The sequence below is a fragment of the Sphingomonas gilva genome (assembly GCF_003515075.1).
GTDB lineage: Bacteria > Pseudomonadota > Alphaproteobacteria > Sphingomonadales > Sphingomonadaceae > Sphingomonas > Sphingomonas gilva.
In genome coordinates, this window is sequence record NZ_QWLV01000007.1 from 1 (window position 1) to 11,880 (window position 11,880).

The following is an 11,880-nucleotide window of genomic DNA, read 5'->3' on the forward strand; positions in this document are numbered from 1 at the left end:
CAAGCTCGTCCGCCGCTACAACAATACACCCCGCAAATGCCTCGGCTTCCAAACCCCAGCCGAAGCCTTCCTCCAACCGTTGCACTTCAAATGTGAATCCACACCCGGAACAAGTCCGGGGTGACGGGAATTTGCGTGATGTAGCAGCGCTGGATGCCGATCCGCTCCCAGGTGATCAGTCGATCGCCTCGACGCCCTGCGCCTTCAGCCGTTCGAGATGGTCCTTCATCTCCTTCAGCCGCTCGGGCGAATGGCCCTGCCACTCGGCCACCTCGCCCGTGACGCGCAGCGGATCGCGCGAGCGATAGGATTGCGTCGGATTGCCCGGGAATCTCTTGTCGGTCAGGTTGGGATCGTCGACGATCTCGCCGGTCGGCTCGACGATGTAGATCCGCTCCCGCCCCTCGCCGGCGGCCAGCTCGGCGCCCCAGATCGCCGCGTCCAGCGTGGCGGTCAGATAGACCCACGACGCTTCCTTCCGCGCGCCGTAGTTGGAGCTGTAGCCCGCCCCGATCAGGTCCCCCGGCTTCAGTTCGGCGCGGGTGCCGTGATAGAATTGCCGCGTGGCCGTGCCGTCGGTGGTCGTCATCGGTTCGCTGCTCGTCGTTGCCGTCTCGGGCGCCGCGATGTCGTGGCGCCGATGGCGTTATTCAACACAGGCCGGGCGCTGCCGCAATCTACCGGCCGCTCCATCACGAAGGCATCGTACCGGGTCGCAGGTAGGCAAACATATGGGCGACGTAATCGGCCTTGCCGAGCTCGACCCCCTCCTTCCGCAAAATGGCGTAGGCGATCATCACATGGAAATAGAACTGGGCCAGCGCCCAGTCCCGGGCATATTGCTCCGCCGAGAGATCGAAGATCATGCCCGCCGGAAGGGTGTGCATGATCGGCGTCGCCGGATCGACATCGCCTGCATCCGCAACAAGCGATTCCACCAGCGCGCGGGTTTCGTCGATTCTGGCTTTCGCGTCGGCGAGCGACCCGGGATGCGTCGAAGCATTCCGGCCTTCATTGAGCAGGGTTTCCACCGAAGGCGGGAACGGTTCGCCCCGCAGCCGATACATCCCTTCCTGCGCCTGTACGCAGGCGAAGCGGATTTGAGTCGAAAGCGGAAACATGTCCGGCGCGAGTTGCGCGGAAAGCAGCGCGTCCGCCCGATCGACCGGCATTTGCGTCCGCGCCTTGTCCAGCCAGGCCGACAGCGCCGCCAGCATCTGGACATAGGTCGGAGCGAGAAGGTTCGTCAGCATCGCAGGCATCTCTTCTTCGGTTCGATCGGCCGTCCGGATCGATAGGCGCTGCCTGGTTTCGACTCCAGCCATCTGGAAGCCGCTGCCGATAGACAGCCGTTGTCACGGTCACGGCCAGCCGATCTGCGCACCCCCAAAATAAAAGCTGGAAATGTAGGATTTCGCCTGCTTTACGCTGGTCGATGCCGGTCCTGCCTCCCTCCTCCCCGCGTCGCCGTTTCGGCATCGCGGGGGAGGGGAAGTCAGGGGGCGCCTATCCTCACTTTCCTCACCTTTGGAAGGTCGGGTATGCCCGTCGGGCGGCCGAATCAGGTGCCCGGCTGGATGTAGGGGATGCGCGCGAACAGCTCGCGCTGCCAGCGGCGGGGATCGCTCTCGATGCGGCTCTCCACGTCGAAGATCATCGTCCGCCGTTCGGGCAGCGTGTAGCGCGGCCAGCCCTGGCCGGGATCGCCCTCGCGCGCCAGCGACACGAACGCCGCCATCATCCGCCGCGACAGCGCGCGCGCGGCGGCCCCCGTGCCGGTGATCGACCCTTCCGCGTCCAGCGTGCCGAACACCAGCGGGATGTCGTGCCCGTGCGGCGCGCCGCGGATCGGCTCGATGGGCGACTGGAAATCGAGCTGATAGACCCAGGCGGGCGCGCTCGCCTTCGCGCGCTCCTCGGCCTCGATCACCTGCCCGCGCCAGCTGCGCCCCGCCGTCGTCGCGGCATAGAACAGGTCGGTCGGCGACATCGCGGGGAAACGCGCGCGATACTGGGCGACGACCCATTCGGGCAGCACGTCGATGCGCAGCTCGGGCGCGATCCGCGCGGCGATATTGTCCCAGCCGAGCCCCGCCAGCTTGGGCCCGTTGGGGTCGATGAAGGCGCGGGTTTCGTCGTGCGTGTTGCCCAGGATCAGCGGGATCGCGTTGCCCTGGGGATGCGCGTCGGGCCAGAAGGGATGGCGCGTCAGCCATTTCATGTCGAGCACCGGCCCGAAATAGACCCCGCCGCCCAGGATCGGGTCCTCGGCGTCGAGCCCCTCGACCAGCCGCTCGACCGGCATCGTCAGCAGCGCGGCCGGATCGGCCACGCCCAGCTTCGCCAGATAGGCTCCGGTCCGCCGCGTGGCGTTGAGCGGGCCCGAGGCGGTGACCTGCTGCCCGCTCATCGTCGCGGCGGCGTGGAACAGCCCGCGCGCGGCGGGCATCGCCATCAGCGTCGCGATCTTGGCGCCGCCGCCCGACTGGCCGAACACCATCACCCGCGCCGGATCGCCGCCGAACGCGGCGATATTGTCGCGCACCCATCCGAGCGCGAGGATCAGGTCGAGCTGCCCGGCATTGCCGCTGTCGGCGAAGGCGGGCGAGAGCCGGGCGAGATAGAGATGGCCCAGCGCGTTCAGCCGCTGGTTGACCGTCACCACCACGACATCGCCGTCCGCCGCCAGCCGGCAGCCGAACACGCGCGGCTCGATCACCGTCCCGCTCGAATAGGCGCCGCCATGGAAATAGACCATCACCGGCCGCTTCGCGCGCGGGTCCGCGCCCGGCGTCCAGACGTTGAGGAACAGGCAGTCCTCCGCCTGGGCGAGGTCGCTTCCCCCGCGCTGGGGGCAGGACGGGCCGAACGCGAGCGCGGGCAGCGTGTCGCGGCCGGGCGCCGGCGCGCGCGGCGCCTGGAAGCGCGCGCGGCTGGTGTCCTCGCCATAGCGGATGCCGCGGAACAGCTGCACGCCGCCCTCGCTGGTCCCGCGCCAGCGGCCGGCCTTGGCCGTCACCACCGGATCGCGCGCCATCAGCGGCGCGGCGGCCAGCGCCGCCGTTCCCGCCAGCACGGCGCGCCGGCCGATCACCGCCGCACGTCCAGCCCGCCTTCGAGGAACGCGTCGATGTCCGCCTGGCGGAACAGGCTGGCGTCGCCGGGCAGCGAATGTTTGAGGCAGGTCAGCGCCAGCCCCGATCGCACCGTCTCCTCCAGCGCCTGGCCGGTCAGCACGCCGTGGAGGATGCCCGCGGCGAAGGCGTCGCCCCCGCCGATCCGGTCGATGATGCCGGCGACGACCACCTCCTCGGTCTGGAAGCCGCGCTCGGGCGTGTCGACCCGCGCGGCGATGCGGTGGCGGTCGGCGTCGTCGACGTGCCGCGCGGTCGAGGCGATCAGCCTGAGATCGGGGAAGGCGGCGAACGCCGCCTCCGCCGCCTCGCGCCGCCGGTCGGGCCCGTCGCCCGAAAATTCGCGGCCGAGCAGCAGCGAGATGTCCTTGTGATTGCCGAACAATATGTCCGCCAGCCCAACCAGCCGCGTCAGCACCGCCCTGGGATCGCTGTCCCACGCCTCCCACAGCCGCGCGCGGTAATTGCCGTCGAACGAGACCGCGACGCCCATCTCTCGCGCGGTCTCGGCGGCGCGGATCGCGGCTTCGGCGGTCGCCTGGCCCAGCGCGGGGGTGATCCCCGACAGGTGCAGCCGCTCGACGCCCGCGAGCAGCGCACGCCAGTCGAACGCGTCGGCGGGCGCCTCGGCGAAGGCGGACGCGGCGCGGTCATAGACGATGTCGGACGCGCGCAGCCCCGCGCCGGGGCTGAGGAAATAAAGCCCCATCCGCCCCTCGCGCAGCGCGACGCCCGAACAATCGACGCCCTGTGCGCGAAGCGCGGCGATCGCGCCGCGGCCGAGCGGATTGTCGGGCGCCGCGCTCACCATCTTCGCGGCATGGCCCAGGCACGAAAGCCCGATGGCGACATTGGCCTCCGCCCCGCCGACATGCACGTCGAGCCGGCCCGACTGCATCAGCAGCTCGCGCCCCGGCGCGGTCAGCCGCAGCAGCAATTCCCCGAAACAGGCGATCCGCGCGGTCATTCCCATCCCCCTCGTTCAGCGAGCCAGCCAGCCGCCGTCTACCGCCAGGATATGCCCCTGCACATAGTCCGCCGCCGAAGATGCGAGGAACACCGCCGCGCCGCCCAGATCGGCGGGATCGCCCCAGCGCGCGGCGGGGATGCGCTCCATGATCTGGCGGTTGCGCGTCTCGTCCGCCTGCAGCGCGGCGGTGTTGTTGGTCGCGATATAGCCCGGCGCGATGGCGTTGACGTTGATGCCCCTGGCCGCCCATTCATTGGCGAGCAGCTTGGTCAGGCCGCCGATTCCGCTCTTCGACGCGGTGTAGCTCGGCACGCGGATGCCGCCCTGGAAGGTCAGCATCGATGCGATGTTGATGATCTTGCCGCCGCCGTTTCCGACCATCACCCGCGCCGCCGCCTGGCACAGGAAGAACACCGATTTGAGATTGGTGTCGATCACCGCGTCCCAGTCCGCCTCGCTGAAATCGAGCGCGTCGGCGCGGCGGATGATCCCGGCATTGTTGACCAGGATGTGGATACCCCCGAGCTTGTCCACCACTTCGTCCACAACCCTGCCCACAGGCTCGATCGAGGAGAGATCGGCGGAGACGATCTCCGCCCGGCGGCCCAGCGCGCGGGCCTTGTCGGCGGTCTCCTCGGCCGGGGTGCGGCCGATCAGCGCGACATCCGCGCCGGCCGCGGCGAGCGCCAGCGCGATGCCCTGGCCGATGCCGGTATTGGCGCCGGTGATCGCCGCGACGCGGCCGGTGAGGTCGAAGGGATTGGTCATTCTGGACTCCTCCCCTCCCTTGCAGGGAGGGGCCGGGGGTGGGTGCGCGGCGCAACGCGTCGCGCTTCGACGCTGGCGGCCTGCCCCTCCCTGCAAGGGAGGGGAGGAGGGCTAAGCCAGCTGGCAGATATCCAGCACGTTCATGTCGGTATAATCCTGGTTCTCGCCCGCCATCGCCCAGATGAAGGCATAGGCCTTGGTGCCCGCCCCCATATGGATCGACCAGGGGGGGCTGATCACCGCCTCCTCGTTCTGCATGACGATGTGGCGCGTCGCCTCGCCCTCGCCCATGAAGTGCATCACCCGGTCGGTGTCGAGATTGTCGAGCTCGAAATAGAAATAGATCTCGCTGCGCCGCTCATGGATGTGCGGCGGCATGGTGTTCCACACGCTGCCGGGCTTGAGCACGGTCAGGCCCATGACGAGCTGCGCCGAATCGCACACGCCGGGGATGACGAGCTGATAGATCGTCCGCTCGTTCGATTCCTCCAGGCTGCCGCGGTCGAGCGCATTGGCGTCGGCGATCGACAGCTTGCGCGTGGCGAACGCCTTATGCGCCGGGCAGGACGCGATGTAGAAGCGCGCGCCCGCGCCCGAGAACTCGACGTCCTTCGCGCCCATGGTGACGTAGAGGCAGTCCTTGTTGCCGAGCGTGAACGCCTCGCCGTCGACCGTGACGGTGCCTTCGGTCTTGCCGACATTGACCACCGCCATCTCGCGCCGTTCGAGGAAGGGGTGGCCGGCGGCAGAGGGCGGCTCGGTCTGCGCGGGCAGCTTCACGGCCGCGCCGCCCACCGCGACCCCGCCGATCACGAAGCGGTCGGCATGGGTGTAGTTGAGCACGCACTCGCCCTCGCGGAACAGGCCCGGAATCAGGTAGCGGTCGCGCAGCTCATCGTTGGAGACGCATTCCATCATGTCGGGGTGGGTGGCGTAATAGGTGCGGTCGAACATCGGGAAACTCCGTGGGGTGGATCAGGCCGCGGCGGCGACCGGGGAAGGGGCGGGATCGCCGAGCTTGTAGGCGCGGCGGACGAGGCCGACGGTCAGCTCCCGCGCCAGTTCGGCGGCCTCCCAGTCGGCCAGCCGGTGCTCGGCGACCAGGCGGGCAAGGAAGGCGCAGTCGACGCGGCGCGCGACATCGTGGCGCGCGGGGATCGAGAGGAAGGCGCGGGTGTCGTCGTTGAAGCCGACGGTGTTGTAGAAGCCCGCGGTCTCGGTGGTCATCTCGCGGAAGCGGCGCATCCCCTCGGGGCTGTCGTGGAACCACCAGGCGGGACCCAGCCTGAGGCAGGGATAATGGCCCGCGAGCGGCGCCAGCTCGCGCGCATAGGTCGATTCGTCCAGGGTGAAGAGGATGATGGTCAGGTCGCGCTCGCCGCCGACCACGTCGAGCATCGGCTCCAGCGCGCCGACATAATCGGTCCGAACGGGCATGTCGGCGCCCTTGTCGCGGCCGTGGCTGGCGAACAGCGCGGCATTGTGGTTGCGGCACGATCCGGGGTGGATCTGCATCACCATGCCGTCCTCGACCGACATCTTCGCCATCTCGGTCAGCATCTGCGCGCGGAACAGCTCGGCATCGGCGGCGTCCCAGGCGCCGCCGGTGATGCGGCCGAACAGCGCTTCGCTTTCGGCCGCCGAGAGATTGGCGGTGCGCGCGGTGGCGAAGCCGTGATCGGTCGCGGTCGCGCCCGCCGCACGGAAGTCCGCACGGCGTTTCCGGTGCGCGGCGAGATAGCCGGACCAGCTATGCACGTCCTCGCCGGTCAGCTCGGCGAAGCGGGCGAGCGCGGGGCCGAACGCCTCATGCTCGACATCGATCACCGCGTCGGGCCGATAGGTGGTGACGACGCGGCCGCCCCAGCCCGAGCGGCGGATCGCGGCGTGGTGGGCGAGATCGTCGTCGGCGCCCTCGGTCGTCGCCAGCAGCTCGATGCCGAAGCGTTCGAACAGCGCGCGCGGGCGGAAGGCGGGGGTCGCCAGCGCCGCGCCGATCGCATCGAAATAATGGTCCGCCGTCGCCGCCTCCAGCGCGACCTCGATGCCGAACACCTCGGCGAAGACATGGTCGCACCACATGCGCGAAGGCGTGCCGCGGAACAGGTGGTAATGCTCGGCGAACAGGCGCCACGCCTCGCGCGGATCGGTGGCGGGCGGCCCGTTGCGGTCGGGCACGCCCAGCGCAGCAAGGGCGATGCCCTGCGAATGGAGCATGCGGAACAGATAATGGTCGGGGGCGAGCAGCAGCTCGGTCGCGTTGGCCCAAGGCGCATCGGTCGCGAACCAGGCGGGATCGGTATGGCCGTGCGGGCTGACGATCGGCAGCTCCGCCACGCCGGCATAGAGATCGCGCGCAAGCCCCCGCGTGGCGGGATCGGCCGGGAACAGCCGGTCGGGATCGAGCGTCAGGGGGCGTGCCATATCTGCTCCTCTCTCCTTCTTGCCGGCCGACCGCGAGAGAATGTGGTAACCGGTGTCAGATTGCAGTTCAACCCGTCAGGCCGATGGCGGCGCCACCGATGCGCGACGGATCAGGGTGGAGACGAACAGCGCGTCCTGGGGCTCGTCGGCGATCTCGTCATTGTCGCCGATCAGCTTCAGCGCCGCGGCGCGCGCCATCGTCGCGATCGGCCAGCGCACCGTGGTGAGCGGCGGCCAGAGATGCGAGGCGATCGAGGTGTCGTCGAAGCCGACGATCGAAAGGTCCGCCGGAATATCGAGCCCGCGCTGGCGGGCGACATGGAGCGCGCCCGCGGCCATTTCGTCGTTCGAGCAGAAGACCGCGGTCGGGCGCGGCGCGAGATCGAGCAGCCGCTCGGCCGCGCGCATGCCCGATTCGAAGGTGTAGTCGCCCTGCGCGACCAGCGTGCGCTGCACCGGCAGCCCGGCATCCTCCAGCGCCTGTTCGTAGCCCTGCTGCCGTTCGAAGGCGGAGCGGAAGCCGTGCGGCCCCGCGATCATACCGATCCGCCTGTGCCCCGCGGCGGCGAGATGCTCGACCGCGCCGCGCACCGCCTCGCGATCGTTGGAGGCGACCATGTTCGCCGCCGGGCCGAACTGCGCCGATCCCATCCGCACGAACCGGCAGCCGATCTCGGCGCACAACTCGGCCAGCGTGTCGTTCTCGGAGATCGGCGGCAGCAGCATCACGCCGTAAGGCCGCTGGCGCTCGAGGAACTGGCGGACATCGTCGAGCATCGAGCCCGATCCGCGATCGACCGGATGGACGATCAGCTCGAACTCGGTGTCGCGCAGCACCTCGAGCAGGCCCTGCTGGACGTTCAGCACCATCTGCGCATTGGGATTGTCGTGGATCAGCCCGATCAGGAAGTTGCGCCTCAGCGCCAGCGCGCGCGCCTGCGGATTGGGGACATAGCCGATCTCGGCGATCACCGCCTCGACGCGCTTGCGCGTGTCGCCGTTCAAGAGCGGCGACTGGTTGATCACGCGGCTGACCGTCTTCTTCGATACGCCGGCAAGGCGCGCGACATCGTTGATCGTGGGCTGCGTCGATTTCTTCACGAGGATGGCCATAGCGGGACAAGCGCGTCTAGCCAATCGGTGTCGGGCCGGTTAGTACTAGCGAGAAATCTGACACCGGTATCCATGTCCGTTCCCGCCGCCCTGCTCGTCGATCCAGCCGATAATGTCGCTACCGCGCTCGGCGATCTCGCGCCGGGCGAGCGGGCGTGCGGCGTGGTGCTCGGCGAAGGCGTCGCGCGCGGCCACAAGCTGGCGGTGCGGCCGATCGCCGCGGGCGAGGCGGTGATCAAGCTCGGCTTCCCCATCGGCCGCGCGACACGCGCGATCGCGGCGGGCGCACACGTCCACAGCCACAATCTCGCGACCGCGCTCGGCGGCGAGGCGGCCTATCGGTTCGAACCGACGGCGCGCCCCGCCGCCGCCGCCGCCGAGCCGACGACCTTTGAGGGTTATGTCCGCGCCGACGGCCGCGTCGCCACGCGCAACGAGGTCTGGGTGATCCCCACCGTCGGCTGCGTCGCGCGCACCGCGCAGAAGATCGCCGCCGACGGCTGGTCGCGCCATGCCGGGCGGATCGACGGCGTCCACGCCTTCGCGCACCCCTTCGGCTGCTCGCAGCTGGGCGACGATCTGGCGGGCACGCGCGCGATACTGGCGGCGCTCGCCGGCCATCCCAACGCCGCGGGCGTGCTGCTGGTCGGGCTCGGCTGCGAATCCAACCAGCTCGATGCGCTGATCGCCGAGGTCGATCCCGCCCGGCGCCCGCGCATCCGCGTGCTCCGCGCGCAGGATTCGGGCGACGAGCTCGCCGAGGGCGCCGCGTTGATCGACCAGCTGGTGGAGCAGGCGGCGGCCGCGCGGCGCGAGACGGTGGGGCTCGGCCGGCTGGTGCTCGGGGTCAAATGCGGCGGGTCGGACGGGCTGAGCGGCCTCACCGCCAACCCGCTGGTCGGGCGGATGAGCGACCGTGTGACCGCGGCGGGCGGCGCCGCGATCCTCACCGAGATCCCCGAGATCTTCGGCGCCGAGCATGTCCTGATGGCGCGCGCGGCCGATCGGGCCGTGTTCGATCGCGCCGCCGCGCTGGTCAACGGCTTCAAGCGCTATTTCCTCGATCATGGCGAGCCGGTTTCGGAGAATCCCTCGCCCGGCAACATCGCCGGCGGGATCACTACGCTCGAGGAAAAGAGCCTGGGCGCGGTGCAGAAGGCGGGCCGCGCGGCGCTGACTGACGTGATCGGCTATGGCGGCCGCGCCACCCGTCCCGGGCTGACGCTGCTGGAGGCGCCGGGCAACGATGCGGTGTCCTCGACCGCGCTGGCGGCGGCGGGGGCGACGCTGATCCTCTTCACCACCGGCCGCGGCACGCCGCTCGGCTTCCCCGTGCCGACGGTCAAGATCGCGTCCAACGCGGCGCTCGCCGCACGAAAGCCCGGCTGGATCGATTTCAATGCCGGCATGGTGCTCGAAAGCGGTCAGGATCAGGCCGCCGGCGCGCTCCTCGCCCGCATCGCCGCGATCGCCTCGGGCGAACAGACCGCCGCCGAACGCAACGACGAACGCGAAATCGCCATCTGGAAGCGCGGGGTGACGCTCTAGAGCACCGGATGCGGCACGTAATTCAGCGGAATCTCATAATTCGCTCATGACGATCATCGTCGCCTGAACCAGCCGGAACCTCACTCGGTCAAGCGCCCGGCGCAGCGATCGCGTGAGTGGATGGAGGTTCAATGATGACGATTCTCAAACTTCTCTGCAACGTCGCCCTCGTGACCGCGACCATGACCGGGCCGACGACGGCGCTGGCGGCGTCGATCGCCCAGCCGGCCGACTTCAGCGCCCAGGCCGCGGCTCTTCTCGATGCCGCCTATCCGGCGGATGGCCCGGGCGCGGCGGTAGTCGTCATGCTCGGCGGCCGGGTCATCTTCTCCGGCGGACGCGGCCTCGCCGATCTGGAGGCGCGGCGGCCGATCACGCCTGACACGGCGTTCAGGCTGGGATCGATCACCAAGCAGTTCACCGCGGCGGTGATCCTTCAGCTGGTCGCCGAGCGGCGCATCTCGCTCGACGATCCGATCTCCCGCTTCTTTCCCGATTACCCGCAGCCGGGCGCACGCGCGACCGTCCGCCAGCTTCTCAATCACGTGTCGGGCATTCAGGACTATTCCAAGATCCCCGGCTGGATGGGCGGGGAACAGTCGCTCCGGCCCAACACCACGGCCGATCTCGTCGCCGTGATCCGCAGCCGCCCCTCGCCGTCGGCGCCGGGCCAGCGCTGGGAATACAACAATGGCGGCTACACCATGCTCGGCGCGATCATCGAACAGGTGAGCGGCAAGCCGTGGCACCAGGCGGTCACCGAACGGATCGCGCAGCCGCTCGGCCTCGCGACGATCGCCTACGCCGGAAAAGTCGAAGGCGATCCGGCGACGGCGCGGGGCTATGGCGAGGAAGGCGGACGGCAGCGTCCGGCGCGGGGCGTTCATATCAGCGTGGCGCACGCGGCGGGCGGCCTGGTCGGCAGCGTCAGCGATATGGCCCGCTGGGCGCAGGCGCTCCACCATGGCCGCGTCGTCAGCCCCGAACTGTATCGGGAGATGATCCGGCCGGCGCGCCTGGCGAACGGATCGACCGAGCCCTATGGCTTCGGCTTGCGCCTTCGCCAAATCCGTGGGCGCCCGGTGCTGGTCCATGGCGGCGCGGGGCGCGGCCTGGACACCGACAGCGCCTATATCCCGTCCGAGGATCTGTTCGTCGCCGTGTTTTCGAACAGCGACGACGCGGCGACCGATCCCGCCATGCTGGTCCGCCGCCTGGCCGCGCTCGCGCTGGGCGAGCCGATACCGACCTTCACCCGCGCCGATATCGACCTGCGCTCGATCGAGCCGCTGTTCGGCGCATATGAGGCGAAGGATGGACCGCCACGCCGCTTCCTTGCGCGCGACGGCAAGATCTATATCGGCCGCGGCGTTGAAGAGGTGGAGCTCTTCGCCGCCGGCGACGACCGCTTCTTCGATCCCGGCGGGCTCACCTGGCTCAAGATCGCGCGCCGGGCCGACGGGGCGCATGTGATGGAGATACACCGGCCCGATGCGGCCGCGGCCGACCGCGCCGTCCGCACGGGGCCGGCCCCCGCCGCCCTGGCCGTCTCCCCGGAAGTGCTGCAGGACTATGTCGGCAGCTATGCCACCGAAGGACCAGTGGTGACCGTGGCGCTGAATGCCGACGGCGGGCTTACCATCGCGCCCGCAGGCCAGAACCCGCTGGCCATGCGTGCGGTGTCGGAGACCGAGTTCCGGATCGAAGGCGGCATGATGCGCGTCGTCTTCCACAGGGAGAATGACGAGGTGAACCGCCTGACGATCTACCGCGGCGCGCGGGAACTGCACGGCCGGCGCGTCAGCCGCTGAGGCAGGCCGAGTCCAGCGTTTGACCGAGCGGACGATGGTCCCGCCCGGTCGATCGCGGAAGAGGCATGAGGGGAAAACGGGAAATTGCCGCGGGCGCGACGGCAATCGGGAT

Annotated in this window: 10 protein-coding genes and 1 pseudogene; 3 read left to right on the forward strand and 8 right to left on the reverse strand. The window is 69.6% G+C overall.

Translation table 11 applies throughout. The annotated features are described in order from the left end of the window. Positions 1 to 124: pseudogene (locus D1610_RS17620) on the forward strand (IS30 family transposase); the annotation flags it as partial. A 51-nt stretch (positions 125 to 175) separates the two neighbouring features. On the opposite strand, the gene arr reads toward D1610_RS17620, so the two are convergent. The 8 genes from arr to D1610_RS13315 form a co-directional block, all read right to left on the reverse strand. Continuing rightward, positions 176 to 589, reverse strand: coding sequence for an NAD(+)--rifampin ADP-ribosyltransferase (gene arr / locus D1610_RS13280; protein ID WP_118864686.1), 414 nt, complete (start codon positions 587 to 589; stop codon positions 176 to 178). Between the two features lie 103 nt (positions 590 to 692). Next, positions 693 to 1,253 carry a DUF1993 domain-containing protein gene (locus tag D1610_RS13285; protein ID WP_118864850.1) on the reverse strand — a complete coding sequence of 187 codons (561 nt, stop codon included), beginning with the start codon at positions 1,251 to 1,253 and terminating at the stop codon, positions 693 to 695. Positions 1,254 to 1,561: 308 nt separating this feature from the next. Continuing rightward, complete coding sequence (locus D1610_RS13290) at positions 1,562 to 3,037, reverse strand: carboxylesterase/lipase family protein (RefSeq protein ID WP_118864851.1); 1,476 nt, start codon at positions 3,035 to 3,037, stop codon at positions 1,562 to 1,564. 53 nt (positions 3,038 to 3,090) lie between these two features. Continuing rightward, positions 3,091 to 4,101 carry a sugar kinase gene (locus D1610_RS13295; protein WP_118864687.1) on the reverse strand — a complete coding sequence of 337 codons (1,011 nt, stop codon included), beginning with the start codon at positions 4,099 to 4,101 and terminating at the stop codon, positions 3,091 to 3,093. Between the two features lie 15 nt (positions 4,102 to 4,116). After that, positions 4,117 to 4,872 carry a 2-dehydro-3-deoxy-D-gluconate 5-dehydrogenase KduD gene (gene kduD / locus D1610_RS13300; protein ID WP_118864688.1) on the reverse strand — a complete coding sequence of 252 codons (756 nt, stop codon included), beginning with the start codon at positions 4,870 to 4,872 and terminating at the stop codon, positions 4,117 to 4,119. Positions 4,873 to 4,983: 111 nt separating this feature from the next. Then, entirely contained in the window at positions 4,984 to 5,826 is an 843-nt protein-coding gene (gene kduI, locus D1610_RS13305; RefSeq protein WP_118864689.1) for a 5-dehydro-4-deoxy-D-glucuronate isomerase, read from the reverse strand. 21 nt (positions 5,827 to 5,847) lie between these two features. Further along, complete coding sequence (gene uxaC, locus D1610_RS13310) at positions 5,848 to 7,296, reverse strand: glucuronate isomerase (RefSeq protein WP_118864690.1); 1,449 nt, start codon at positions 7,294 to 7,296, stop codon at positions 5,848 to 5,850. Positions 7,297 to 7,371: 75 nt separating this feature from the next. Beyond that, positions 7,372 to 8,397 (reverse strand): LacI family DNA-binding transcriptional regulator, encoded by a 1,026-nt coding sequence (locus tag D1610_RS13315; protein WP_118864852.1) that lies wholly within the window; start codon positions 8,395 to 8,397, stop codon positions 7,372 to 7,374. Positions 8,398 to 8,481: 84 nt separating this feature from the next. Here D1610_RS13315 and D1610_RS13320 point away from each other — a divergent pair, with 84 nt between their 5' ends. Then, positions 8,482 to 9,957 (forward strand): UxaA family hydrolase, encoded by a 1,476-nt coding sequence (locus D1610_RS13320; protein ID WP_118864691.1) that lies wholly within the window; start codon positions 8,482 to 8,484, stop codon positions 9,955 to 9,957. A 134-nt stretch (positions 9,958 to 10,091) separates the two neighbouring features. Beyond that, entirely contained in the window at positions 10,092 to 11,768 is a 1,677-nt protein-coding gene (locus tag D1610_RS13325; protein WP_182466831.1) for a serine hydrolase domain-containing protein, read from the forward strand. Positions 11,769 to 11,880 lie beyond the last annotated feature (112 nt).